19 protein-coding genes are annotated in these 26,929 nt (G+C 66.2%); 12 read left to right on the top strand and 7 right to left on the bottom strand.

What is annotated here, in order from left to right; all coding sequences use genetic code 11:
* Positions 1 to 18 precede the first annotated feature (18 nt).
* A complete protein-coding gene (locus tag ASD28_RS25475; RefSeq protein WP_056135277.1) occupies positions 19 to 1,269 on the top strand; it encodes a hybrid sensor histidine kinase/response regulator in 1,251 nt (416 codons plus the stop codon).
* Here ASD28_RS25475 and ASD28_RS25470 read toward each other — a convergent pair.
* The 4 genes from ASD28_RS25470 to ASD28_RS25455 form a co-directional block, all read right to left on the bottom strand.
* Entirely contained in the window at positions 1,259 to 2,455 is a 1,197-nt protein-coding gene (locus ASD28_RS25470; protein ID WP_056135274.1) for a pyridoxal phosphate-dependent aminotransferase, read from the bottom strand. The genes ASD28_RS25475 and ASD28_RS25470 overlap by 11 nt on opposite strands.
* Positions 2,456 to 2,499: 44 nt before the next feature.
* The gene (locus ASD28_RS25465; protein WP_200948907.1) at positions 2,500 to 5,370 is read right to left on the bottom strand and encodes an EAL domain-containing protein; all 2,871 of its coding nucleotides are present in this window, start codon (positions 5,368 to 5,370) and stop codon (positions 2,500 to 2,502) included.
* Positions 5,371 to 5,374: 4 nt separating this feature from the next.
* The gene (locus ASD28_RS25460) at positions 5,375 to 6,226 is read right to left on the bottom strand and encodes a phosphate/phosphite/phosphonate ABC transporter substrate-binding protein (protein ID WP_056135271.1); all 852 of its coding nucleotides are present in this window, start codon (positions 6,224 to 6,226) and stop codon (positions 5,375 to 5,377) included.
* A gap of 176 nt (positions 6,227 to 6,402) precedes the next feature.
* Positions 6,403 to 7,905, bottom strand: a complete 1,503-nt coding sequence (locus tag ASD28_RS25455) for a peptide MFS transporter (protein ID WP_056135268.1) — start codon at positions 7,903 to 7,905, stop codon at positions 6,403 to 6,405.
* Positions 7,906 to 8,474: 569 nt separating this feature from the next.
* Here ASD28_RS25455 and ASD28_RS25450 point away from each other — a divergent pair.
* Together ASD28_RS25450 and ASD28_RS25445 are read left to right on the top strand one after the other, a co-directional pair.
* Positions 8,475 to 11,768, top strand: a complete 3,294-nt coding sequence (locus ASD28_RS25450) for a PAS domain S-box protein (protein ID WP_056135264.1) — start codon at positions 8,475 to 8,477, stop codon at positions 11,766 to 11,768.
* A gap of 150 nt (positions 11,769 to 11,918) precedes the next feature.
* On the top strand, positions 11,919 to 12,239 hold the full coding sequence (locus ASD28_RS25445; RefSeq protein WP_056135262.1) for a hypothetical protein: 321 nt from the start codon (positions 11,919 to 11,921) through the stop codon (positions 12,237 to 12,239).
* A 3-nt stretch (positions 12,240 to 12,242) separates the two neighbouring features.
* Here the strand turns inward: ASD28_RS25445 and ASD28_RS25440 are convergent, their stop codons facing one another.
* The 3 genes from ASD28_RS25440 to map all read right to left on the bottom strand — a co-directional run bounded on the left by ASD28_RS25440 (position 12,243) and on the right by map (position 16,578).
* Positions 12,243 to 12,989 carry a pseudouridine synthase gene (locus ASD28_RS25440; protein ID WP_056329411.1) on the bottom strand — a complete coding sequence of 249 codons (747 nt, stop codon included), beginning with the start codon at positions 12,987 to 12,989 and terminating at the stop codon, positions 12,243 to 12,245.
* A gap of 163 nt (positions 12,990 to 13,152) precedes the next feature.
* Positions 13,153 to 15,744, bottom strand: a complete 2,592-nt coding sequence (locus ASD28_RS25435) for a [protein-PII] uridylyltransferase (RefSeq protein ID WP_056135260.1) — start codon at positions 15,742 to 15,744, stop codon at positions 13,153 to 13,155.
* Positions 15,745 to 15,753: 9 nt separating this feature from the next.
* On the bottom strand, positions 15,754 to 16,578 hold the full coding sequence (map, locus tag ASD28_RS25430; RefSeq protein WP_056135259.1) for a type I methionyl aminopeptidase: 825 nt from the start codon (positions 16,576 to 16,578) through the stop codon (positions 15,754 to 15,756).
* A 255-nt stretch (positions 16,579 to 16,833) separates the two neighbouring features.
* Between map and rpsB the strand changes: the two genes are divergently transcribed.
* From rpsB to bamA, 9 genes are all read left to right on the top strand, one after another.
* Complete coding sequence (gene rpsB / locus ASD28_RS25425) at positions 16,834 to 17,580, top strand: 30S ribosomal protein S2 (protein ID WP_036228556.1); 747 nt, start codon at positions 16,834 to 16,836, stop codon at positions 17,578 to 17,580.
* 146 nt (positions 17,581 to 17,726) lie between these two features.
* Entirely contained in the window at positions 17,727 to 18,635 is a 909-nt protein-coding gene (tsf, locus tag ASD28_RS25420; protein ID WP_056135960.1) for a translation elongation factor Ts, read from the top strand.
* Positions 18,636 to 18,735: 100 nt separating this feature from the next.
* Positions 18,736 to 19,452 (top strand): UMP kinase, encoded by a 717-nt coding sequence (gene pyrH, locus ASD28_RS25415; RefSeq protein WP_036228558.1) that lies wholly within the window; start codon positions 18,736 to 18,738, stop codon positions 19,450 to 19,452.
* 28 nt (positions 19,453 to 19,480) lie between these two features.
* Positions 19,481 to 20,041 (top strand): ribosome recycling factor, encoded by a 561-nt coding sequence (gene frr / locus ASD28_RS25410; RefSeq protein WP_036228560.1) that lies wholly within the window; start codon positions 19,481 to 19,483, stop codon positions 20,039 to 20,041.
* Between the two features lie 108 nt (positions 20,042 to 20,149).
* Positions 20,150 to 20,902 (top strand): polyprenyl diphosphate synthase, encoded by a 753-nt coding sequence (uppS, locus tag ASD28_RS25405; RefSeq protein ID WP_056135256.1) that lies wholly within the window; start codon positions 20,150 to 20,152, stop codon positions 20,900 to 20,902.
* A 13-nt stretch (positions 20,903 to 20,915) separates the two neighbouring features.
* The gene (locus ASD28_RS25400) at positions 20,916 to 21,743 is read left to right on the top strand and encodes a phosphatidate cytidylyltransferase (protein ID WP_056135253.1); all 828 of its coding nucleotides are present in this window, start codon (positions 20,916 to 20,918) and stop codon (positions 21,741 to 21,743) included.
* 121 nt (positions 21,744 to 21,864) lie between these two features.
* Complete coding sequence (gene ispC, locus ASD28_RS25395) at positions 21,865 to 23,040, top strand: 1-deoxy-D-xylulose-5-phosphate reductoisomerase (RefSeq protein WP_056135957.1); 1,176 nt, start codon at positions 21,865 to 21,867, stop codon at positions 23,038 to 23,040.
* Positions 23,041 to 23,068: 28 nt separating this feature from the next.
* Entirely contained in the window at positions 23,069 to 24,427 is a 1,359-nt protein-coding gene (gene rseP, locus ASD28_RS25390; RefSeq protein WP_056135250.1) for an RIP metalloprotease RseP, read from the top strand.
* Positions 24,428 to 24,567: 140 nt separating this feature from the next.
* Positions 24,568 to 26,928 (top strand): outer membrane protein assembly factor BamA, encoded by a 2,361-nt coding sequence (bamA, locus tag ASD28_RS25385; protein ID WP_056135248.1) that lies wholly within the window; start codon positions 24,568 to 24,570, stop codon positions 26,926 to 26,928.
* The last annotated feature ends 1 nt before the right edge of the window (position 26,929 follow it).

Genomic DNA, 26,929 nt, shown 5'->3' with positions numbered 1-26,929 from the left:
GCACTCTCGCACCAGAGCGTGGGCGCCTCACCCGGCGAGGCGCTGCTGCTGGACCGCATCCGCGCGCTGGAAGAGGACGTGGCCCGGCTGCGCGAAGCGAACGAGAACCTCGTCCTCGCCACCTTCAACGCCGAGGACCAGCGCGAAGACGCGGAAGCCGTCAACCGCCGCCAGAACGAATTCCTCGCGATGCTGGCGCACGAGCTGCGCAACCCGCTGTCGCCGCTCGCGATGGCCGCATCGCTGCTCGAACGCGACGCGGGCGCCGCGCCGCAGCAGCTGCGCCTGGCGAGCGTCATCACGCGCCAGGTCGACCACATGGCGCGCCTGCTCGACGACCTGCTCGACGCGGCCCGGCTCAGCAGCGGCAAGATCAGGCTGGCGGTCGAGACGCTGGCGCTGGCCGACGTGCTGCGCCACGCCGTCGAAACAGTGCAGCCGCGCATCCTGGAGCGCGGCCAGGCGCTGGACGTCGAACTGCCGGCGGCGGCGGTCGCGGTGGAAGGCGACAAGGTGCGCCTCGCGCAGGTGTTCACGAACCTGCTCGGCAATGCGTCGAAGTACACGGGCGACGGCGGCCGGCTGCGGCTCGCCGCGCACGCCGATCCCGACCAGATCGTGGTGACCATCTCCGACGACGGCACGGGCATCGCGCCCGAGGTGCTGCCCTATATCTTCGACCTGTTCACGCAGGGCCCGCGCTCGCTGGCCCGGTCCGAGGGCGGGCTTGGCGTGGGCCTGAACGTCGTGCGCAACCTCGTGGGCATGCACCGCGGGACGGTGGAGGCCCACAGCGACGGTCCCGGCCGCGGCAGCCGCTTCACGGTGCGCCTGCCGCGCGCCGCCGGCCTGCCCGCGGCGCCGGTCCGGTCCGAGCCGCCCCGGGCCACGCCGCGCCGCCGCATCCTGCTCGTGGAAGACAATGCGGATGCCAGCGCCACGCTGGCCGACATCCTCGCGGCGGAAGGACATGACGTCGTCTGTGCCGGCGACGGCCGGGCAGGCCTGGCGCGCGCGCTCGCGGAGCGGTGGGACGTGATCGTGTGCGACATCGGCCTGCCCGAACTCGACGGCCTCAGGCTGATGCAGGCCCTGCGCGCGCAACAGGCAGGCGCCCGTCCGTATGCGATCGCGCTGACGGGCTACGGCCAGCCGGACGACGAGGCGCGCGGCTTCGCGGCCGGATTCGACCGCTATCTCGTCAAGCCGGTGGGCGCCGCGGCGCTGCTCGCCGTCGTCGCCGACGCCCCGGCCGCGGTCAGCGCCTGATCAGTGTCGCCAGGCGGTCGACCGCCTGCTCGATCCGCTCGTACTTCGTCGCGTAGGAAAAGCGCACGTGCTGCTTCGGCGCGGCGAACCCGAAGTCGTCGCCCGGCACGAGCGCGACCAGCGCGTCGCGCAGCACGGCCATGCCGAACGCGCTGCTGTCGTGCGCGAGCGGGTGGTTCACCTGCGTGATGTCGGCATACACGTAGAAGGCGCCGTCCGGCAGCACGGGCACCTGGAAACCGAGGTCGCGCAGCGCCGGCACGAGGAAGTCGCGGCGGCGGCGGAATTCCCGGCGGCGCTCCTCGAAGATGGCGATGGCGTCGTCGTGGAAGGCGGCCAGCGCCGCGTGCTGGGCGATGGCGGGGGCGCAGATGAACAGGTTCTGCGCCAGTTTTTCGACGGCCGGCACGAGCGACTCCGGCAGCACGAGCCAGCCCAGGCGCCAGCCCGTCATGCTGAAGTATTTCGAGAAGCTGTTGACGGTGATGACGTCGTCGCCGAAGGACAGGGCGCTCGTCGCGCGGTCGCCTTCTTTTTCACCGTAATAGAGACCCTGGTAGATCTCGTCGACGATGGAGAAGCCGCCGCGCGCGCGGACGGCCGCGACCACGTCGCGCGTCTGCGCCGGCGTCATCGACGTGCCGGTCGGGTTCGACGGCGACGCGACGATCACGCCGCGCGTGCGTTCCGTCCAGCGCCCGGCCACCTGGGCCGCCGTCAGCTGGTAGCGTTCGGCGGGGCCGGACGGCACGAGGACGGCCCGGCCGCCGAACGCGCTGACGAAATGGCGGTTGCACGGATAGCTCGGGTCGGGCATCAGGATCTCGTCGCCGTCCGCCACGAGCGCGGCGCAGGCCAGCAGCAGGCCGGCCGACGCGCCCGCCGTCACGACGATGCGCTGCGGCGAGATGTCGAGGCCGTAGGCGCGGGCATAGTGCGCGGAGATGGCGTCGCGCAGGGCGGGCAGGCCCAGCGATTCGGTGTACTGCGTGGCGCCGCGCTGGATCGCGTCCATGGCGGCGCGGGCGACCACGTCGGGTGCCGTGAAATCGGGTTCGCCGACGCTCATGCTGATGACGTCCTGGCCGGCGCGCACCATGCTGGCCGCGGCCTTGACCATTTCCATCACGCGGAAGGGTTCGATGGCGTCGACGCGGCGCGCCACCTGGAGTGGATTGTGAGACATCGTGGGATTGTCGAAACGGAGGAATCCCTCCAGTGTAGCCGAAACTAGGCCATCGCGGTCCCGGCCAGCAGCGCTTCGCACGCCTGGGCCGGCACGGGTCGGCTGACGTAATAGCCCTGGATCTGGTCGCACCCGTACTGTTCCAGCTCGCGCAGCTGGTCCACGTTCTCGACGCCCTCGGCCACGACCTTCAGGCTGAGGCTGTGCGCGAGCCGGATCACGGCCTTCGTGATGGCGGCGTCGTCCGGATCGTCCGGCAGGTCGCGCACGAAGGTGCGGTCGATCTTGAGCGCGTCCAGCGGGAACCGCTTCAGGTAGGCGAGGCTCGAATAGCCGGTGCCGAAATCGTCCACGGACAGGCGCATGCCGAGGGCCTTGATGCGCGCGAGGATCTCGACAGCAGCCTCCGGGTTCGCCATCAGCATCGATTCCGTCAGTTCGAATTCCAGCAGCGCCGGGTCGACGCCGGCGCGCGCGACGATGCGCTCGACGGCACCCGCGAGATCCGCCTGCTGCAGCTGGCGCGCGGACAGGTTGATCGCCACCGGCCGCACGGCCATGCCCTGCGCCTGCCATGCCTTCAGCTGGCGGCACACTTCGCCGATCACCCATTCGCCGACCGGCAGGATCAGGCCCGTGTCCTCGAGGATGGCGATGAATTCCAGCGGCGGCACGAGGCCGCGCTGCGGATGGTTCCAGCGCAGCAGCGCCTCGAAGCCGCTGATGGTGCCGGTCGCCAGGTCGAGCTTCGGCTGGTAGTGCAGCAGGAATTCGCCGCGCTCCAGCGCCTGGCGCAACTGCGTTTCCGTCTGCAGGCGCTGCGTCGCGTTCTCGTGCATCTCCGCGACGTAGAACTGGTAGTTGTTGCGGCCGCCGTTCTTGGCCCCGTACATCGCCGTGTCGGCGTTCTTCAGCAGGGTCTCGGCGTCGCGGCCGTTCTCGGGATACGTGGCGATGCCCACGCTGGCCGACACGAACAGCTGCTGCCCTGCCAGATAGAACGGCTGCGCCAGCGCCTCGATGACGCGGGCGCCGATGCCGGCGGCGATGCCGTCGTCGTCCAGCGCGGGCAGCACGAGCGCGAATTCGTCGCCGCCCAGGCGCGCCACGACGTCGTCGGCGCGCGCGCAGGCCGACAGCCGTTTCGCCGCCTGCACGAGCAGCTGGTCGCCGACGCCGTGGCCGAGCATGTCGTTGACGTTCTTGAAGCGGTCGAGGTCGATGAACATGACGGCCGCGCGGCCTTGTGCACGCGCGGCGGCGGCGATCGCGTCTTCCAGGCTGTGCGCGAGACGGCGCCGGTTCGGCAGGCTCGTGAGCGGGTCGTACTGCGCCAGGTAAGTCAGGCGGTTGCGCGCTTCCTGGCGCTCGACGGCGGTGGCGACGATGTTGGCCACGCCGTGCAGGAAGTTGGCGTCGTCGGCCCCGAAGCGGCGCGGGCGCGCGGCGTACACGCCCAGCAGGCCGAAGGTGCGCTCGCCGCACACGATGGCCGTGTCGATGCCCGTGTCGATCCCGTGCAGGGCCGCCAGCGGCGCGAACCAGGGGCGCAGCGCCGCATCGGTGCCATGCGCGGCAACGTGCGCGTCGCCGTGCGGGCCCGCCAGCTGCAGGCCCGTCGACTGCGCCAGCCGGCCCGCGCCCGCGCGCACCCGCATGCCGTCCGGTCCCGTTTCGAACAGCGCGGCGCAGGCCGCGCCGAGGCCGCGCGCGGCGGCGTCGGCGGCATCCGCGAACAGGTCGTCGAGGCCGTTCGCGGCCAGCGCCTTGCGCCCGAGCTCCGCGATCAGGGTCTGGCGCTGCGCGTTCTCGACGATCGTGCGCTCGAATTCCTTGCGTTCCGTGATGTCGATGTCGATGCAGATGTAGCGCTCGACCGTGCCGGGCGCCGCGAACATCGGTACGATGGTGCGGTACCAGTGGCGCCGGCCGTGGCGTCCCGCGATCACGACCTCGCCGTTCCACACGCGGTCCGACGGCTGCCACGGCAGGCGCGCGCCGGCCGGGCGGCCCACGTCGGCCAGGCGCTGCCCCACGACATCCGGGCGGGTGAAGCCGCTGCTCGTCACGAACAGGTCGTTGACGCCGGTGATCGCGCCGGCCGCGTCGGCCTCGCACACGATCGCGGCCTGGTCCATCGCGCTCTTGTGCTGCATGAGGGAGTTCATCAGCGAATCGATGCGCTGGCCGAACTGGTCGCGCAGGCTCGCCGCGCTGCGGTTGACGGCGCGGATCGCTTCCTGGATCTCGGTCGGCGCGTCGGCCAGCAGCGCCGCCTCGGCCGTGACGCGGCCCGCGGCCACGTCGTGCTCGAACGAGCGCAGGCGGCCCAGGTTGTCGAGCCAGCGGCGCACGAGGGTGCGCATCAGGACGAGGCTCGCGACGAACACGACGAACGCCACGCCGGCGGTCTCCAGCACGAGGCTCCATACCTGGGCCGCCAGCTTTTCCTCGTCGAACTGCAGGCGCACGACGCCGTAGTCCTTGCCGCCCAGATTGGCGATGCGGTTGACGTCGTACAGCTTGGCGGCGATGCGCGCAGTCAGCCAGCGCGGCGCCAGCGCGCGCGTCACGCGCGGTGCGTCCACGCGGATCGTGCCGCCGCCCACGTCGATGAATTCGGCGCGCTTGAACGGCGACTGGAACAGCATCTTGCCCAGGGTGCGCTTGACGGTGTCGTAGTCGCCGATCACGACGCTGTCCTCGATCGTCTGCGTCGCCACCTCGACGAGCGTCAGCGCGGTGTCCTGTGTTTCCTCGATGTGCTGCAGGAACTGGTAGCGGTAGAACAGGCCCAGGCCCGTCCCCATCGACAGCAGCAGGGTGAGGCTGAACACGGTGAACACGCGGCCGACGAGGGAGCGCGGCAGCGCCGGAATGATGCGCATGACGCGCAGGAGCGGGGAGAATGTCATCGCGTCAGCGCACGTTCGGCGGCGCATCCGCGTAGAACGCGCGGTAGCCGGCATAGTCGGCGTCGCTGGCCGCGACGAAGGCGAGCGGCGCCTCGGCATGCACGAGTTCGGTGGCGGCCGCGAGGATGCGGCGGCCTTCCGGGTCCTTGTCCATGCCGATGAAGGCCTGGGCGACGGCGCGCACCTGGTCGGCCGGCACGCGCGGCGACGCCATCAGCGCGAGATCGTTGAACGGTTCCGAACTCCACAGCACGCGGAACGATTTATGCTCGCGCCGCTGGTAGTTCTGCACGAGTTGCGAATTGGCGCCGGCCGCCACCGCCTTGCCCGCGAACATCTGTGCAAAGGCGGCATCCATGTTGCCCGCAAAGACGACGTCGACGGGGATGTTCCGGCGCTGCAACTGGGCATACGCCACCTTGTACGCGATCATCGCTTCCGGCCCCGGGAAGGCGACGGACTCGCCGGCCAGTTGCGCCAGGGTCATCACGTTCGAATCGGCCGGCACGACGATTTGCGCCCGCACGGGCGGCGCGTCGCGGCGGCCGAACACGGTCCAACCCATTCTGGCGCGGCCGGGGCTGAACAGGTGATTCGTGAACGCAAAGTCGACTTCGCGCGTGAGCACGTAGCTCGTCGTATCGGCCGATGTGCGGCCCAGCTTGAGATTCAGCCGGACGCCGCTTTTCTGCGACACGTAGCGGATGATCGGGTTCCAGAAGCTGGCCGACACCTGCAGGTTGTACTGGTTGACCGGCGAAAAATCGTAGGCCGGCGGCGCGGCATGGACGGCGCCGGCGGCGGACAGGCAGGCCACGACGGCCAGGAGAGGGCGGACGAAGTAAGGACGATACATGGCTCGTTGACGTGGCGCCGGCGGAGGTGTCGGCCGGCATGTTGCGAATATAACATATTTCCATTTTGCAACAAGCCGAAACGTTTTGCCAAGTTGGCGCCATGTCGTATTGACACCCTTCTCATGAAAGATGCGGCGCTTGAGCCCGGGAGGCGCCGGTCGGCGCCTCCATGCGGTCAGTTGTGCGCGTGGTGCGTGGCCGACAGCTTGCGCATCAGGGGCAGCACGGCCAGCGCGATCGCCGTGCAGACGAGCGCACCCACGCCAAGCTTGTTGAACAGGCTCGTGTAGATGGGCAGGGTCTGCAAGGGGTCCGTGACGTCGCTCGGCACGCTGGCCAGGTTGGCGACGACGCCGCCCAGGTATTGCGAGATGCCGGTGGCGACATAGTAGGCGCCCATCATGAAGCCGCTCATGCGCGCCGGCACGTAGCGCGCCACCATCGCGAGACCGAGGCCGGAGACGAGCAGCTCGCCCAGCGAATACAGGCCGTAGCCGGCGACCATCACCCACGACGACGTCTTGCCGCCGACGGCGAACGCGCCCGCCACGCCGTACGCGAAGAAGCCGAGCGCCACGGCGAAGAAGCCCAGCGCGAACTTGCCGGCGATCGACAAGTCCCGGCCGCTGCGCCCGGCCGTGTTGTAGGCCCAGGCGAGCACGGGCGACAGCACCATGATCCAGATGGCGTTCAGCGCCTGGAACTGGGCCGGCGACCAGTCGAACAGGTGCGCGCCGAGCAGGTTGAATTCCAGGTCGACGTTGCGCAGCGCGAACAGCGACAGCGACGTCGACATCTGCTGGTAGAAGATGAAGAAGAACACGGACTGCAGGGTGAGCACGAGGGCCGCCGTCAGGCCGGCGCGCTCGTTCGGCGCGCTTCTGCGGATCAGGTGGATGAAGATGCCCAGCACGACGAGGCCGGCCAGGTAGACGAAGATGCGGGCCAGCGTCCGGTATTCGAGGATCACGGCCGACACGCCGACCATCACGACGCCGCCCGCCAGCACGGCGGCCAGCTTGCCCACGTCGAGCGGGCGTTCGTCCGGCAGCGAGCCCACGTGGGCGATCGTCGCGCGCATGAGGAACACATTGAACAGGCCGACGACGAGGCCGACGCTGCACGCGCCGAACGCGATGTGCCAGCCCACCTCGCCGCCGTACGTCGCGTTGACGTAGTCCTTGATCCACGGCGTGGCCAGCATCGAGATCGTCGAGCCGACGTTCACGGCCATGTAGTACAGCGTGAACGCGCTGTCGATCTTCGAATCGTCGCCTTCGTAGATCTTGCGCACGAGGTTCGCCGTGTTCGGCTTGAACAGGCCGTTGCCGACGACGACGACGCCCAGCGCGCAGAACAGGAACCACGTGTTCTCGGTGGGGACGGCCATCAGCGCATAGCCGACCGTGAGGACGAGGGCGCCCAGCACCATCGAGCGCTTGGTGCCGAGGACTTTGTCGCCGATCCAGCCGCCGATCGCGGGCGAGACGTAGATCAGCGCCGCGGCGGCGCTCCAGACGAGGTTGGCGCGGCTGTCGTCGAAGCCGAGGCGCTGGACCATGAAGTACACGATCAGCGCCTGCATGCCGTAGTACCCGAAGCGTTCCCACATCTCTATCAGGGCGATGGTGAGGAAGGAACGGGATTGCGTGGGGAGGGGAAGGATTTCTGTTTTCATGGAAAGGGTCCGGCAAAGCGTGGATGCTACGCCAGAGCCAGGCATGATGCAACACGCGTATCGCCTGTACTGACAGGCGTTATGCGTTTTTTTGCGTGCGCGCGAGCTGTTTCAAACTTGCAGAAGTTGCAATCAGAAGATTCGGATTTTCGTGATCGGAAATCATGATGTGCATACGGCTGTCGGTTTCCTGCCCGTGATCCTGGGATCGGCGATCGCCGGGCGCTGGCGGCCCGGTTCGACCTGCACCTGAACAAGCCCGTGCGGCTGGACGAACTGGAGCGCGCGCCGGGTGTACCCGACCCGGTGCGCTGATCGTTCGTAATCATTGCAGGTCAAATGAAAATTTTCGCGGTGCCTGTTATCGCTATCTTCTTTATATCGTGTAGCGGGAAGCTGGCCGTTCAAATACCTTGATTTGGCAGGCGCACCACCATTTCATTCGTCCGTGCCCCGGAATTCGTTAAATATTGTTAAACATGGCGGGCACGATTGAAATTCGATTGGCGCTGATCGGATTGTCAAGTAATCTGGGGTTGCAGGGTGTGGGCAACCAAGACTCGACGACCATGGCCGACTCGACATTTGACGCAGCGACCGGAGCCCGCGACGACGAGGTCGTCGAAGCGGTATTGCGCGAACGCGCGGCGCACCTGCCCGCGCGCGATGGCGCGGCCGAGAGCGCCGTGCTGGCGCGGCTGGCGCAGGCGCTGGCCGACACGCCGGAGCATGTGCTGCAGCTCCTGGCCGATGCCGTGCGTGCGCTGTGCGGGGCCGATGCGGTCGTCGTGGCGGTGCGCGATGGAACGGACGGCAGCGACGGCGGCACCGTGCGCTGGTGCGTCGTCTCCGGCGCGCTCGCCGGGCACGAGGGCGAGCGCTGGGGCCTGGACGAGTGCGCGTGCGGCACCGTCATCCGCGCCGACGGCGCCGTGCTGCTGGAACAGCCGGCCGACACGGTGCCTTCGCTGCGTGCCTGCGGGGTGCCGGTGGCCGAGTTTCTCGGCGTACCGTGGCATCTCCACGGCGGTGCCGCGGGTGCGCTGGCGGCCGTGCTGGCCGATGACGGCGCGCATTTCGATGCCGAGGACCTGCGCCGGCTGCGCACCTGCGCCGCGTTCGCCGCGGCCGCGCACCAGGCGAGCGGCGGCGACATCGAGCGCAAGGTCGAGGAACGCCTGCGGCCCGTCCTGGCAACCAAGGAGCACCTGGAGCGCGAGGTCGAGGAAAGCCGCGCGGCCGAGCGCCTGCTGCGCGAACACAAGGCCCTCATCGACGCCACCCTCAGCATCAGCACCGTCGGCGTGCTGTATTTCGACATCGACGGCACCGTGCACGACGTCAACGCCGCGTTCGAGCGCATGACGGGCTACACGCGCGCCGAATTGCGCACGATGCCGAACTGGCGCGACATGACGCCGTCCGAGTTCTGGGACGTGTCGGCGCGCGCGCTGCGCGACCTCATCGACAAGGGGGTGACGCTGCCGTACACGAAGCAGATGAAGCGCAAGGACGGCAGCCGCTGGTGGGGCCTGTTCGCGCCCGCGCGCATCTCGGGCGACGGCGCGAACGCGCGCTGCGTGCTGTTCGTGATCGACGTTACCGAGAACAAGGAGACGGAGGCGCGCCTCGCCGAGAGCGAGGAACGGTTCCGCGCGATGGTCGAGGGCTTCGCGCAGACCGTGTGGGAGACGGATGCCCATGGCCGCGTCGTCACCGGTTCGCCCACCTGGACGACCTATACGGGCCAGGCGGAATCGGCGTCGCTGGGCGTGGGCTGGATCGAGGCCGTGCATCCGGACGACCGCGCCTACGCGCTGCGCGAATGGCGCGCGGCCGTCGGTACGCGCCGCATCCTGAACGCCGAGTTCCGCGTGCAGATGGCGTCCGGCGGGTGGCGCTGGACGAATGCGCGCGCGGCGCCGCTGTTCAACCGCGACGGGAGCGTGCGCAAATGGGTCGGCATGCACATCGACGTCGACGAGCGCCGCCGCACGCAGGCCGCGCTGGCGGAGAGCGAGCGGCGCTACCGCATGCTGTTCGAGGCCATGGACGAAGGTTTTCTCCTCGCGACCGTCCGCTTCGACGACACGGGCCGGCCCGCCGGCCTCGATTACGCGGAAGCGAATCCGGCCGCCGTGCGCATGGCCAACATCGCCTACGTGGGGCCGGGCCAGCTGCGCATGCGCCCCGAGCACGAGCCGTGCTGGCTGGACGCCTGCGCCCAGGTCGTGCGCACCGGCGTCTCCAGCCGCTCGCAATGCTTCTCGCAGCCGCTGGCCAGCTGGTACGACTTCTTCGTGTACCCGGTCGGCGGGCGCCAGGTGCCGCGCGTGGCGATCCTGTTCCACGACATCACCGTGCGCAGGCGCGCAGAGGATGCGCTGCGCGAGAGCGAGGGGCGGTTCCGCGCGCTGGCCGACGCGTCGCCCGCGCTCGTGTACCAGTTCGACACGGACGGCAATGTCATCTACCTGAACCAGCGCTGCGTGACGGACGCCGTGATTGCGGAGGACGGCAAGACCGGCTGGAAGAGCATCACACGGCCGGCCGACATGGACGCGTACCTGCGCGACGTGTACGACGGGATCCGCACGCGCGGTGCCTACACCCAGCGTGTCCAGACGGTCGTGAAGGACGGCAGCCGGCACTGGTTCGAATCCCATGCGTCGCCCTGGCATTCGGGCGATGGCGAACACCGTGGCTATGTCGGCATCTCGCTCGACATCACGGGGGCCGTGCAGGCCGAGGAGGCCCTAAAGGAGGCCGATCGTCGCAAGGACGAGTTCCTTGCGACGCTGGCCCACGAACTGCGCAATCCCCTGGCCCCGATCAGCAACGCGGTGCAGCTGATGAGCCGTCCCGACGGCCGGCGCCAGGCCGACCGCGTGGTCGAGATGGTGGGGCGGCAGGTGAAGCAGATGGCGCGCCTCGTCGACGACCTGCTGGAAGTGTCGCGCATTACGCGCGGCAAGATCGAGCTGAAGCTGGAGCGGGTGCCGTTCGCCGAGATCGTCCACGGCGCCGTCGAGACGAGCCAGCCGATGATCGACCGGGCCGGCCACCAGCTCGCCGTCGCGCTGCCGGAGCAGCCGCTCGTCCTCGAGGCCGACCGCGTGCGCCTGACGCAGGTGTTTGCGAACCTGCTCAACAACGCCGCCAAGTACACGGACACGGGCGGGCGCATCTGGCTCGACGCGCGGCGCGAGGACGGCCAGGTCGTCGCCACCGTGCGCGACACGGGCATCGGCATTCCGGCTGATGCGCTGCCCTGCGTGTTCGACATGTTCGCCCAGGCCCACCGGTCCGCGGGGAAAGGGCAGGGCGGCCTCGGCATCGGCCTGACGATGGTGCGCAGCCTCGTCGAGATGCACCACGGCACCGTCGAGGCGCGCAGCGCGGGGCCGGGCCAGGGCAGCGAATTCATCGTGCGGCTGCCGCTCGCGCCCGAGCGCGACGTCGACGACGACGCGCCACCCTTGGGCCAGGCGCGTCCCGCCGCACCATTCCACGGCCAGCGCATCCTCGTCGTGGACGACAACCGCGATGCCGCCGATACGCTCGGGTTACTGCTCGAAGCGGACGGCGCCGAGGTCCGCGTCGTGTACGACGGCCGCGCCGCGCTGGCGATGGCCGACTCGTTCCAGCCCACCAGTGTCCTGCTCGACCTGGGCATGCCCGGCATGGACGGTTACGAAGTCGCGCGCCGCCTGCGCCAGGACGAACGCTTCGCCGGCGTGCGGATCGCCGCGCTGACTGGCTGGGGGCAGGACGCCGACCGGCGCCAGACGCACACCCGGGGGTTTTCCCACCATCTGACGAAACCCGTCAGTCTCGAGGAGTTGCACCAGATTCTTGTCTGAAACTCATCATACGACGTTGTTGAAACAATAAGTTACAAAATTGTGACATATGTGAACTGCATTTGGTTCCGCTATGTGCGTTAGCGAACGTCAATGTGCCTGCCGCCTAAGTAGACTGAAATCAACGTCAACCGATGTTGGGAGGCAGCGATGGCGTGGATTTCACAATTCGTCAGATACCTGGGTGTCTTCAACGACCCCCAGTTACACCCCGAAACGATTTCGGACCTCCCACCGTTTGCACTGCGCCAGACGCTCGAAGCGCTGCTGCGGACCGGCTGGATGAAGACGTTCGAATACGATGCCGAAGATGCGTGGGTCGATTACGTCCGCGTGGACTTGCGCCGGGGCCGGTCGAAGCTGAGGCTGGAGTGGGACCAGGACAGCGGCGGCACCGTCGAGGCGCCGCGGGCCGTGCTCGATGAACTGCGCGTGCTCGATCCGTGGATGCAGATGCGGCCCGCGCATTGACGGTCAGAAGCGCTCGTCAGCGCATAAATACCGCCACTGCCCGGGCGGCAGTTCGCCGAGCTTCACGCGCCCGATACGCACGCGCTTGAGGCCGATGACTTTCAGGCCGACCATGTCGCACATGCGGCGGATCTGGCGCTTGCGGCCTTCCCTCAGGGTGAAGCTGAGCTGGTCGTCGTTCTGCCAGCGCACCTTCGCGGGCAGCAGCGGTTTGCCGTCCATCCACAGGCCATGGTTCAGCTTCTTGAGGTCGGCGTCCGGCAGGCGTCCCGGCTTCGTGTACAGCACGCGCACGAGGTATTCCTTTTCGATGGACGTGTCTTCGCCGATCAATTGCTTGGCGATACGGCCGTCCTGCGTGAGCACGAGCAGGCCGACGGAATCGATGTCCAGTCGTCCGGCCGGCACGAGGGATTTCAGCTGCGTCGGGTGGAATTGCTCGGGCGACGGATCGTCCGCCCAGCGGTTTTCCGGCTTCACGAGCACGACGGCGGGCTTGTAGCCGTCTTCGGCCTGGCCGCTGACGTAGCCGACCGGCTTGTTCAGCAGCACGGTGACGCGCTTCGCCTGCTGGGCGGCGGCCTGGCGCTCGACGGTGATCTTCTGGTGCGGCAGCACTTTGCTGCCGAGCTCGGAGACCACCTGGCCGTCGACTCTCACCCATCCTTTTGCGATCCACTCGTCGGCCTCGCGGCGGGAGGAGAGGCCAAGTTCGGACATGCGTTTGGAGAGGCGTACGGGTTCGGTCATGATTACGAATAAATACGAAAACGAAAACACCGTCGTTCCCGCGGAGGCGGGAACCCATGCTGAAGCGTCGAAGTCACTCCGGTGACAGACTGCAGTCGTTTCCGAATGACAGAATTCTGTGGCTCAGCATGGATTCCCGCTTTCGCGGGAATGACGCTTTAACTTAGATTTTTACGGCATCCAGCAACTCGGTCTCCAGCTGCACCTGCACCCGCTGGTTATTGAGCGCCTGGCCATCGATGAGGAACACGTCCTCGACCCGTTCGCCCAGGGTCATGATCTTGGCCGTATGCAGGTTGATGCGATAACGCGCCAGCACGCTCGCGATCGCGTACAGCAGCCCGTTGCGGTCGTTGGCGCCGATGGACAGCACCCAGAACTGGCCGCGCTCGTCCGGGCGCATGTCCACGGTCGGCGTGATGGGGAAGTTGCGCGACATGCGCGACAGCCGGCCACGCAGCGGCGGGCACAACGGTTCCTGGTGCACGAGCACCTCGCACAGTTCGTGCTCGATCAGGTTGATGATGTCGCGGTAGCTGTTGGCGAAATTCTCGTCCGTGATGAGGAACGTGTCGAGCGCGTAGCCATCCTTCGTCGTGTGGATCTTGGCGTCGAGGATGGAGAAATTCTTGCGGTCGAAATAGCTGCAGATGCGCGCGAACAGGTCGGGCTGGTCCTTCACGTACACCGTCACCTGCAGGCCTTCGCCGATCGGCGCCAGGCGCGATTTCACGACGGGCTTGTCGCGGCCCAGCCTATCGACCAGGCAGCGCGTCTGCCACGCGATGTCGGACGCGTCGTGGCGCAGGAAGTAGGCCATGTCGAGCTGCTTCCACAGCGCCTCGTGCGCATCGGACGGCAGGCCGAACAGGCGCAGCGTGGCCAGCGCTTCCTGCTGGCGCGCGCGCAGTTCGCGGTCGGCGGAGGGCGGCTCGCCGCCCAGCACGCGCAGCGTCATCTTGTACAGGTCTTCCAGCAGCTTCGCCTTCCACGCATTCCACACTTTCGGGCTCGTGCCGCGGATGTCGGCCACCGTCAGCAGGTACAGCGCGGTCAGGTGGCGCTCGTCGCGCACGAGGCGGGCGAAGGACTGGATCACGTCCGGGTCGGACAAGTCCTGCTTTTGCGCGACGACGGACATCGTCAGGTGGTGCTCGACGAGGAACACGACCAGTTCCGTGTCTTCCTCGGACAGCGCGTGGTCGCGGCAGAATTCGCGCGCATCGACCTTGCCCAGTTCCGAGTGGTCGCCGCCGCGGCCCTTGGCGATGTCGTGGAAGAGGGCGGCCACGTACAGCAGCCAGCGGTCGCGGAAATTGGCGATCAGCTGGCTGCAGAACGGGTATTCGTGCGCGTGCTCCGTCATCGTGAAGCGGCGCATGTTCCGCACGACCATCATGATGTGCTGGTCGACCGTGTACACGTGGAACAGGTCGTGCTGCATCTGGCCGATGATGCGCCGGAAGTTCGGCAGGTAGCGGCCCAGGATGCCCATGTCGTTCATGCGGCGCAGCGCGTGCACGAGGCCCACGGGCGCCTGCAGCACGCGCAGGAACAGGGCGCGGTGCTGCGGCTTCGCGCGGAACGCGTCGTCGATGAGGGTGCGGGCGTGCCACAGGGCGCGCATCGTGCGTGCGGTCATGCCCTTGATGTCGGGGCGCTCCGTCATCAGCACGAAGATTTCCAGCACGGCGGAAGGCGTGGATTCGAAGGTGTCGTCCGCGGCGATGTCGATGAAGCCGCCCACTTCGTTGAAGCGCGGGTTGATCGGCACCGGCTGCGACGGCGTGGGGAACAGGTAGGCTTCGATGTTCTGCAGCAGGATCGTGTTCAGCTGGGTCACGGTCTTCGCGGCCCAGTAATATCTCTGCATCAGGAATTCGCTGGCGCGGCGTGCATCGAGGCCTTCGCCGGTCGACGTGAGGCCGAACGTTTCCGCGATGGCCGTCTGCACGTCGAACACGAGGCGGTCTTCCCGCCGGTTCGTCTGCAGGTGCAGGCGGATGCGGATGTCCTTGAAGGCACGCTCCTTTTCCATCAGCTGGCGCGCTTCCTCGCGCGTGATCAGGCCGCGGATCGCGAGCTGGCTCCAGGAATTCGCGAGGCCGGCCGCCTTGGCCACCCACAGGATCACCTGCAGGTCGCGCAGCGCGCCCGGACTTTCCTTGACGTTCGGCTCCAGCGAGAACGGCGTGAATTCGTATTTCGCGTGACGCAGGCGCATCTCGGCCGTCTTGGCCTGGAAGAAGGCCTGCGGGTCCATCGCCTCGTCGTAGCGGCGCAGCAACTCGTTGAGCACGGTTTCATTGCCCGTCACGAGGCGGGCTTCCAGCAGGCTCGTCTGCACGGTGATGTCGGCGGCCGACTCCGTCATGCACTCGTCCACGGTGCGGATGCTGTGGCCGATTTCCAGGCCCAGGTCCCACAGCAGCTGCACGAAGTTTTCCAGCTTCGCCTGTGCGATCGCGTCGGGCGGGTTGCCCAGCAGGATCAGCAGGTCGACGTCGGAATTCGGGAACAGCTCGCCGCGGCCGTAGCCGCCCACGCCCACGAGCGCCGCGTCCGCCGGGAGACCGGCCGCGTGCCACGCATCCGCCAGCACGCCGTCGACGCTGTGGCGCAGGCCGCGCAACAGTTTTTCCGGCTTGCCGTTCTCGCGGAACTCGGCGATGACGAGCTGGCGCTCGGCTTTCAGGCGCTGTTTCAATTGCAGCGGCTGCAGGGGTTGTGTCGGGGCGATGGTGGCAGTGGACATGGGAGCGGGTCAGGCGGCGACGGTGTCTTTCGGCTGGACGATGGCGGGAGGCGGCGGGGTGCCGGCCGACGTCGTCAGCACTTGATAGCCCGTCTCCGTCACCAGGATCATGTGTTCCCACTGGGCCGACAGGCTGCGGTCCTTCGTCTTGATCGTCCAGCCGTCCGGCATTTCGCGGATCTCGCGGCGGCCCGCGTTGATCATCGGCTCGATCGTGAAGATCATGCCGGCTTTCAGTTCCTCGCCCGTGCCCGGCCGGCCGTAGTGCAGCACCTGCGGTTCTTCGTGGAACACCTTGCCGATGCCGTGGCCGCAGAATTCGCGCACGACGGAATAGCCCGCGTTTTCCGCATGCTGCTGGATCACGTGGCCGATGTCGCCCAGGTGCGCGCCCGGTTTCACCTTGCTGATGCCCAGCCACATGCATTCGTAGGTGATGTCCGTCAGGCGGCGTGCCAGCTTCGACGGTTCGCCGATGAAGAACATGCGGCTGTTGTCGCCGTGATAACCATCCTTCGTGATGACGGTGACGTCGATGTTCACTACGTCGCCATTCTTGAGGACCTTGTCGCCCGGAATCCCGTGGCAGATCACGTCGTTGACGGAGGTGCAGACGGCTTTCGGGAACGGCGGGTAGCCCGGCGGCGCATAGTTCAGCGGGGCGGGGACGGTGCCTTGCACGTTGACCATGTATTCATGGCACAGGCGGTCCAGTTCGCCGGTGGTCACACCCGGTTTGACGAAGGGCGTGATGTAGTCGAGCACCTCGGCGCCGAGGCGGCCGGCGATGCGCATGCCCTCGATGTCTTCCGGGGTCTTGATGGAAATTGCCATATTAATCCGTTCTGCGATAAGTTCTGTACCGGTCATTATATGTGATTCATAACGCCGCCGGGCCGGCGGCCGCCGCCGCTTTTTGAGAGCCGGATGCGTGCGCAAGCTTGAAATTCGTGTCAAATCCCGCTAGAATCTCGGGTTGCTCGTGTCCGTATCGAGCAATTTGTGAATGTAAATCGCGAATGCGGCCGACAAGGGTGCCCGAAAACGGGTGTACCGGCCGTCATTCAAGACCCAACCCTGGAGAATACAATGTCTGTCACTATGCGCGAAATGCTGGAAGCCGGTGTTCACTTCGGCCACCAGACCCGTTTCTGGAACCCGAAAATGGCCCCGTTCATCTTCGGTCATCGCAACAAGATCCACATCATCAACCTGGAAAAAACCATGGCGATGTACCAGGATGCGATGAAGACCATCAAGCAGATCGCCGCCAACCGCGGCACGATCCTGCTGGTGGGCACGAAGCGCCAGGCCCGCGACATCATCGCCGCCGAAGCACAGCGCGCCGGTGTGCCGTACGTCGACCAGCGCTGGCTGGGCGGCATGCTGACCAACTTCAAGACCATCAAGACCTCGATCAAGCGCCTGAAGGACATGGAAGCTGCCATCGAGTCGGGTGAAGTCGAGAAGATGAGCAAGAAAGAAGCGCTGATGTTCTCGCGCGAACTGGAAAAGCTGCAGAAGTCGATCGGCGGCATCAAGGACCTGCAGGGCGTGCCGGACGCGATCTTCGTCGTGGACGTCGGCTACCACAAGGGCGCCGTCACCGAAGCCGGCAAGCTGGGCATCCCGGTCATCGGCGTGGTCGATACCAACCACTCGCCGGAAGGCGTGTCGCACGTGATCCCGGGTAACGACGACTCGTCGAAGGCCATCACCCTGTACGCACGCGGCGTCGCCGATGCGATCCTGGAAGGCCGCGCCAACGCGACCAACGAAGTCGCCGAGATGGTCAAGTCGGCTGACGACTTCGTCGAAGTTTCCGAGCAAGCTTAATTGCCCGCGGGTCAAGGCCCGCTGAGCTGTAAAGGGGCGCCGAGCCTAAGATTCGAGCGCCCCTTTTTGTAAGCAATTCCTGAACAGATTAATAATATGCAAGACGTCGCAGACGACGGCTTGCTCCTACTTTTAGGAGAATGAACATGGCAGCGATTACTGCAGCGATGGTTGGCGAACTGCGCGCCAAGACCGACGCACCGATGATGGAATGCAAGAAGGCACTGAACGAAGCCGAAGGCGACATGGCGCGTGCCGAAGAGATCCTGCGCGTCAAGCTGGGCGGCAAGGCATCGAAAGCGGCAGCTCGCATCACGGCTGAAGGTGTCGTGACGGCTTATGTTGCCGGCAACGTCGGCGCGCTGGTCGAAATCAATAGCGAAACCGACTTCGTCGCCAAGAACGACGAGTTCATGGCCATGGCCAACCTGGCTGCCAAGCTGGTCGCCGAGAACAACCCGGCCGACGTCGCCGCCCTGGCCGCCCTGCCGGTCGACGGCAAGACCTTCGACGACGTGCGTACGGCACTGATCGGCAAAATCGGCGAGAATATGACCGTTCGCCGCTTCCAGCGCTTCGAAACCACCGGCAAGCTGGCATCTTACCTGCACGGCAACCGCATCGGCGTGATCGTCGACTACGACGGCGCCGACGAGCAGGTCGGCAAGGACGTCGCGATGCACATCGCCGCGATGAAGCCGGTCTCCCTGTCGGCAGAGCAAGTGCCGGCCGAGCTGATCGAGAAAGAGCGTTCGGTTGCTCAGCTGAAAGCCAAGGAAGACGCCGACAAGGCCGTCGCCGAAGGCAAGCAGCCGCAATCGGCCGAGATCGTCGCCAAGCGTATCGACGGTTCGGTGCAGAAGTACCTGAAAGAAGTGTCGCTGTTCAACCAGGCTTTCGTGAAGAACGACAAGCAAAGCGTCGAGCAGATGCTGAAGGCCGCCAACACCACCGTGAAAGCATTCACGATGTACGTGGTCGGCGAAGGCATCGAGAAGAAAGTCGACGACTTCGCAGCGGAAGTGGCAGCCCAGATGGCTGCTGCCAAGCAGTAATAAAAGAGAACGGGCCGCAAGGCCCGTTTTTACAACCGGGCGGCGATCCCGTCCGGTGCAGTACCGAATTTGAACATCAATGACCACAGGAGTCCCATTCATGACAAAACCAGCCTACCAACGAGTCCTCCTCAAACTGTCTGGCGAAGCGCTGATGGGCGACGATCCGTTCGGCATCAACCGCGCCACCATCGAGCGCATGGTCGCCGACGTCGCGGAGGTGTCGAAGCTGGGTGTGGAACTGGCAGTGGTGATTGGCGGCGGCAATATCTTCCGCGGCGTCGCGCCGGGTGCGCAGGGCATGGACCGCGCGACGGCCGACTATATGGGGATGCTGGCCACCGTGATGAATGCGCTCGCGCTGGCCGACGCCATGCGCCAGCAGGGCATCACCGCCCGCGTGATGTCGGCGATCGGCATCGAGCAGGTGGTCGAGCCGTACGTGCGCCCGAAGGCGCTGCAATACCTGGAAGAGGGCAAGGTCGTCGTGTTCGCAGCCGGTACCGGCAACCCCTTCTTCACCACCGACACCGCCGCCGCACTGCGCGGTTCGGAAATCTCGGCCGAAATTGTATTGAAGGCAACCAAGGTCGATGGCGTATATACTGCCGATCCGAAAAAGGATCCGCACGCGACCCGCTACGAACAGATTTCGTTCGACGAAGCGATCGCGAAGCACCTGCAGGTGATGGACGCCACCGCGTTCGCCCTGTGCCGCGACCAGAAGCTGCCGATCAAGGTGTTCTCGATCGTCAAGCCGGGTGCGCTCAAGCGCGTGATCATGGGCGAGGACGAGGGTACACTCGTACACGTTTAATCAATAGTTAGAAATACAGGAGAGCAGCATGTCCGTAGCTGACGTTAAAAAAAGTGCCCAGGACAAGATGGCGAAATCCATCGAGACCCTGAGAGGCAACCTGGCCAAGGTTCGCACCGGCCGCGCCCACACCGGCATCCTGGACCATGTGATGGTCGACTACTACGGTTCGCCGACCGCGCTGCCGATGGTCGCCAACCTGACGCTGATCGACGCCCGCACCATCGGGGTCCAGCCGTATGAGAAGAAGATGCTGAACGTCATCGAAAAGGCGATCCGCGAATCCGACCTGGGCCTGAACCCGTCGACGTTCGGCGAGCTCGTCCGCGTGCCGACCCCGGCGCTGACCGAAGAGCGCCGCAAGGAAATGGTCAAGCTGTGCAAGTCGGAAGCGGAAGACGCGAAGATCGCCGTCCGCAACGTGCGCCGCGACGCCAACGAACAGCTGAAGAAGCTGGTCAAGGACAAGGCGATCTCGGAAGACGACGAGCGCCGCGCCCAGGACGATGTCCAGAAGATGACCGACAAGGCCGTCGTCGACATCGACAAGCTGGTTGCCGAGAAAGAAAAAGAAGTGATGACGGTGTGATCCGTATTGCGGCATGATATGCCGCATATCGTCGTGGACGTCGGACCGGCAGGCCAGGCTTGACCGGTCCGTTCCGCCTTTTGTTGTAGCCGCCATTTGGCCAGATTTATGATTTTCAAAAGTTCGACCACCGCAGTCCCCGAAGCGCCGACGGTGCCGCGCCATATCGCCATCATCATGGACGGCAACGGCCGCTGGGCGACCAAACGCCTGCTGCCCCGCGTGGCCGGCCACGTCAAGGGCGTGGACGCCGTGCGCAAGATCGTCGAAGCCTGCGTGGATCGTGGCGTGGAATACCTGACGCTGTTCGCGTTTTCGTCGGAAAACTGGCGCCGTCCGGCCGACGAAGTGTCCTACCTGATGGGCCTGTTCGTCACCGCGCTCGAGCGCGAAGTGTCGAAAATGCATGCGAATAACATCCGCCTGAAGGTCGTGGGCGACCTGTCGCGCTTCGATGCGAAGCTGCAGGACATGATCGCCAATGCCGAGCGCCGCACCGCCAACAACGCCCGCCTGACCGTCACCGTGTGCGCCAACTACGGCGGCCGCTGGGACATCATGCAGGCGACGGGCAAGATGGTCGCGGCCAACCCGGGCGTGACCGAGTACACCGAAGAGATGCTGGCCGAGCACCTGGCGATGGCCTATGCGCCGGAGCCGGACCTGTTCATCCGCACCGGCGGCGAAGAGCGCATCTCGAACTTCCTCCTGTGGCAGCTCGCGTATTCGGAGCTGTACTTCACCGACACCTTCTGGCCGGACTTTTCGCCCGACTCGCTCGACACGGCGATCGCGTCCTACCAGAGCCGGGAACGCCGCTTCGGCCGCACCGGCGAACAGGTCGCCAACAAGGCTAAATAAGGCTACACAGCTGATGCTCAGAACCCGCGTCATTACCGCCGTCGTGCTGCTGGCAATTTTGCTGCCAGTCCTTTACTTCAACAACTACACGGCGTTCGCGGTCGTGGCGACGGTGTTCTTCGGCGCCGCCATCTGGGAATGCTTCCGGCTGTTCAATCCGGAGACGCACAACGCCCACGTGATCGCGCTCGTGTGGTCCGCCGTGTTCGCGATGTCCGTGTTCACGGGGCACACGAACCTGTCGTTCTGGGCGGCGCTGAGCGTCGCGTTGTGGATCGCCCGGTTCGCGCCGTCGCTGAAGATCGGCCTGCCGCCGCTGGGCACGCCCGCGAACACGGTGCTGTCGCTCGTCTACGCGTTCGCCGTGGTCGGCTGTTTCGCGGCCATCGTCGACCTGTATTCGCACTCGCCGCTGTTCCTGCTGTCCGTGCTCGCGATCGTGTGGGTGGCCGACATCGGCGCCTACTTTTCCGGGAAGGCGTTCGGCAAGCACAAGCTGGCGCCATCGATTTCGCCCGGTAAATCGTGGGAAGGCGCGATCGGCGGCGGCATCGCCGTGCTCGTGCTGGGCGGCCTGTCGGTCCAGTTCGGCGGCGACGCCTTCGCGCACACCTTCGCCGTGCGCGTCCAGCACACGTACGGCTGGCCCGTGCTTGCCGTCGTGCTCGTGCTGATGACGGCCGCCAGCATCGTCGGCGACCTGTTCGAGTCCCAGCTCAAGCGGCGCGCCGGCATGAAGGACAGCAGCAACCTGCTGCCCGGCCATGGCGGCGTGCTGGACCGCATCGACGCACTGATCCCCGTGCTGCCGCTCGCCGCGCTGATCGGCTCGCGGCTGTAAGACACAGGCCGTTCCAACGCGGGCGGCGCGCCGTCTTGACGCGCGCCGTGCCAGAATGACTCAGCGCTGGTCATCCTTTCTGCCTGCACATGTTGGAACGACCTTGACAATGGAACGCAACATGCAAAGCATCACTATCCTTGGCGCCACCGGTTCGATCGGCGTCTCGACCCTCGACGTGCTGGCACGTCATCCCGACAAATACCGTGTGTACGCGCTGTCCGCGCACGAGCGCGTGGATGCGCTTGCCGCGCAATGCCGCGTGTTCCGTCCGCAGCGCGCCGTCGTCGGCACGCTTGACGCGGCCACGCGCCTGCGCGACCTGCTGGCCGGCCTCCCGATCGACGTCGCTTACGGCGAAGCGGCGCTGTGCGAGATCGCAGCCAGCCCCGACACGGACACGGTGATGGCCGCCATCGTCGGCGCCGCCGGCCTCGCGCCCACGCTCGCGGCCGCGCGCGCGGGCAAGAAGATCCTGCTGGCGAACAAGGAAGCGCTCGTGATGTCCGGCCAGCTGTTCATGGACGCCGTCAAGGAGCACAAGGCGACACTCCTGCCGATCGACTCCGAGCACAACGCCATCTTCCAGTCGCTGCCGGGCACGTATGCACGTTCGCCGGACGTGGCCGGCGTCGCCAGGATCCTGTTGACGGCGTCCGGCGGCCCGTTCCTGCAGCGTGCCGTCGAGACGCTGGAACATGTCACGCCAGAAGAAGCCTGCAAGCATCCGAACTGGTCGATGGGCCGCAAGATCTCCGTCGACTCCGCCACGATGATGAACAAGGGCCTCGAAGTGATCGAGGCGCACTGGCTGTTCGGCGCGCCGGCCGACAGGATCGACGTGGTGATCCACCCGCAAAGCGTGATCCACTCGATGGTGTCGTACGTGGACGGCTCCGTGCTGGCCCAGCTCGGCAACCCGGACATGCGCACGCCGATCGCCCACGCGCTCGCGTACCCGGAACGCATCGCGTCGGGCGTCGACCAGCTCGACCTGACGACGTTCGCCGCGCTGCAATTCCACAAGCCGGATTTCGACCGCTTCCCGTGCCTGGCGCTCGCCTTCGACGCCTTGCGCGCGGGCGGCACCGCGCCCGCATTGCTGAACGCGGCGAACGAAATCGCGGTCCAAGCCTTCCTGGAGCGCCGCATCGGCTTCCGCGACATCGACCGCGTCGTACGCCGCGTGATGGACGAGAACCCGCATGGCGAGGCGACCAGCATCGAGGCCGTGATGGCCCAGGACGCGCGTGCCCGCGACGCGGCCGGACGCATCGTGCATGCGCTGCGCACTTGAACAACGCGGGCCCTGACGGGAGAGTGTCATGAACCTGATCCACACCCTGCTGGCATTCCTGCTGGCGCTGGGACCGCTGATCGTCTTTCACGAACTGGGCCACTACGTCGTCGCGCGCCTGTGCGGCGTCAAGGTGCTGCGCTTCTCGATCGGCATGGGGCGCATCGTGTGGTCGCGCCGCTTCGGTCCGGACCAGACGGAATGGGCGATCTCGGCGCTGCCCATCGGCGGCTACGTGAAGATGCTCGACGCGCGCGATCCCTCGACCGCGCCGACCAACGACGCGGACCTGCCGCGCGAATTCACGCGCCAGAACGTGTGGAAGCGCATCGCCATCGTGGCGGCGGGCCCGATCGCCAACTTCATCCTCGCCATCGTCGTGATGGCGGCGCTGTTCATGCACGGGAAAGAGGAGCCGGGCACGCGCCTGCGCGCGATGCCGGAGGCGTCGGCCGTGTACAAGGCGGGCGTGCGCGGCGGCGACGTCGTCACGGCCGTCAACGGCAGGCCCGTGCAGTCGTGGACGGAGCTGCGCTGGGAGATCGTGCGCGCCGCCATCGACAAGCATGCGGCCGAACTGACCTTGCGCGGGCCGGGCCCGAACTCGGCGCCGTACCGCGCCGTACTGCCCGCGGACCGCATGGCCAGCCTGGACGTCGACAGCGACGTGCTGGGCGTCCTCGGCATGCAGCTGTGGCGCCCGCGGCCCAGCGTCGACAAGGTGCTGCCGGACGGCGCCGCCGCGCGCGCGGGCCTGCGCCAGGGCGACCTCGTGACCTCGATCGACGGCAAGAACATCGCCGACGGCATCGACTTCATCGAAGCCGTGCGCGGCGCCGCCGGCAAGACCCTGCTGGTCGGCGTACAGCGCGGCGCGGAAGGAAGCACTGCGTCGCTCGTGCTGCCCCTCACGCCGGACCGCGATCCGCAGTCGGGCAAGGGCCTGGTGAAGCTGATGATCGCGCAGGCGCCGGAGATGGTGACCGTGAAGGCGGGGCCGCTGGAGGCGTTCGCGAAGGGTGCGCAGCGCACGTGGGAGACGAGCGCGATGACCGTCAAGATGATCGCGAAGATGATCGTGGGCGAGGTCTCGCTGAAAAATGTAACCGGCCCGATCACGATCGCGGACGTGGCCGGACAGACCGCCCGCTCTGGCCTGGAGCCGTTCCTGGAGTTCATCGCCTTCATCTCCATCAGCCTGGGTGTAATGAATCTGTTACCAATTCCCGTTCTGGACGGTGGCCATTTGCTGTATTATTCGCTGGAAGTTTTGACCGGGCGCCCCTTGCCCGCGCGGATCGGCGAGATCGCGCAGCGTGCCGGGGTCGGCCTGCTGTTCATGCTGATGGCGCTTGCCGTCTTCAACGACCTGGTGCGACTGCTCTGAACACACGGCACTCCGATATGCACGCTGCGCCTGCGGCGTGCACCGGAGTGTCCGGCTTAAGCAGATGTTCGGCTCGAGCAGACCATGCACCGGCGAAGAACAAGTAACGTTGTCCAATGACTGACCCATTGATCTAACCGATGAATTTACAACCCGAACGTTTTGCCCAGCCGCGTTTTGCCTTGCCCTCCCGTCGCAGCATGATCGGCGCAGCCGTGCTGGCCTTCTGTGCCGGTCACGCCGCCGCCGTCGCTCCCTTCGTCGTGAAGGACATCCGGGTCGAAGGCATCCAGCGGACCGAGGCAGGCACGGTGTTCAGCTACCTGCCGGTGCGCGTGGGCGAGACCTTCGACGACGAAAAAGGCACGGCGGCGATCAAGGCGCTGTATGCCACCGGCTTCTTCAAGGACATCCGCCTGGAAGAAGAAAACGGCGTGCTCGTGGTCCTGGTCGAGGAACGTCCGGCCATCGCCGCCGTCGACTTCACCGGCACCAAGGAATTCGAAAAGGACATGCTCGTCAAGGCGCTGAAGGACATCGGCGTCGGCGAGACCAAGATCTTCGACAAGGCCTCCGTCGACCGCGCCGAGCAGGAGCTCAAGCGCCAGTACCTGTCGCACGGCCTGTACGGCGTCAAGATCACCACGACCGTCACCCCGATCGAACGTAACCGCGTGAACGTCATGTTCAATGTGGACGAGGGCGACGTCGCCAAGATCAAGCAGATCAACATCGTCGGCAACAAGGCGTTCTCCGACAAGGAACTGCGCCAGTTGCTGCAGCTGAACACCTCCGGCTGGTTCACGTGGTATTCCAAGGCCGACCAGTACTCGAAGCAGAAGCTGACGGGCGACCTGGAGACCATCAAGTCGTGGTACCTGAATCACGGCTACCTGGAAGTGAACGTCGAGTCCACGCAGGTCTCGATCACCCCGGACAAGAAGGACATCTACCTCACCATCAACATCACGGAAGGCGAGAAGTACACCGTCTCCGGCGTCAAGATGGATGGCGAACTGTTCGGCCGCGGGGAAGAACTCAAGAACCTGATCCTGCTGAAGCCGGGCCAGACGTATTCCGGCGACCTGCAGGAAGCATCGAACAAGCGCATCGCCGACCGTCTCGCGAGCTTCGGCTACGCGTTCGCGAACGTCACCGCGAACCCGGAGATCAACCGCGAGAAGCGCGAAGTCGCCTTCACGTTCTTCGTCGATCCGGGCAAGCGCGCGTACGTGCGCCACATGACCATCTCGGGCAACACGATCACCCGCGACGAAGTGATCCGCCGCGAATTCCGCCAGTTCGAGAGCTCGTGGTACGACCCGAACCGGGTGAAGCTGTCGCGCGACCGCGTCGACCGCATGGGTTATTTCAAGGACGTGACGGTCGAGACGCCGGAAGCGCAGGGCACCAACGACGCCGTGGACGTGAACATCGCGGTCGTCGAAAAGCCGACCGGTAACTTCATGGTCGGCGGCGCGTTCTCGCAGGCGGAGAAATTCACCTTCACCGCGTCCGTCACGCAGGCCAACTTCGCCGGCAGCGGCAACACGGTCGGCATCGAACTGAACACCAGCCGCTACAACCGCACGATCTCGTTCGCGCAGACGAACCCGTACTTCACCGACGACGGCATCTCGCGCGCGTTCCAGCTGTACCTGCGCACGTCGCGTCCGCCGGCGCTGAACATCGGTTCGTACACCGTGCGCCAGCAGGGCGGCAACCTCACGTTCGGCGTGCCGTTCTCGGAAATCGACACCGTCTACTTCGGCGCCGGCCTGGAAAAGACCCGCCTCGAGACGGACGAGAGCTCGCCGACGCTGTACCAGCAGTTCGTGATGCAGAACTCGAAGGACCCTATCGCGAAGGCGACGGGCGTGGGCGAGGCGACGACGAATGCGATCCCGCTGACCGTGGCCTGGGGCCGCGATTCGCGCGACTCCGCCATCACGCCGACGCGCGGCCGCTACCAGCGCGCCAACCTGGAAGTCGACCTCCTCGGCGACTCCAAGTACTACCGCGTGGTGTACGAGCACCAGTGGTACCGCCCGATCACGCGCTGGATGACCCTCGCGCTGAAGGGTGAGCTGGACTACGGCGCGGGCCTCGGCGGCCACGCGTACCCGGTCTTCAAGAACTTCTACGGCGGCGGCATCGGTTCGGTGCGCGGCTACGAGAGCTCGTCGCTCGGTATCGTCGATCCGCGCACGTACGACGCCCTGGGCGGCGCCAAGCGCGTGATCGGCAACGCCGAGCTGCAGTTCCCGTTCCCGGGCAGCGGCCAGGATCGCTCGCTGCGCTGGTTCACCTTTGCTGACGGCGGCCAGATCTACCAGGAGCACGAACCGATCCGCACGTCGCAGCTGCGCTACTCGGCGGGTATCGGCCTGTCGTGGATTTCCCCGGTGGGCCCGCTCAAGTTGAGTTATGCTAAGCCCTTGAACGCGAAGGAGGGCGACCGCCTTGAGCGCTTCCAGTTCCAGATGGGTACCGGTTTCTGAC

It is taken from the genome of Massilia sp. Root133 (assembly GCF_001426525.1).
GTDB classification, from domain to species: Bacteria; Pseudomonadota; Gammaproteobacteria; order Burkholderiales; family Burkholderiaceae_D; genus Telluria; species Telluria orientalis.
This window is presented reverse-complemented; position numbering and strand designations above follow the sequence as displayed.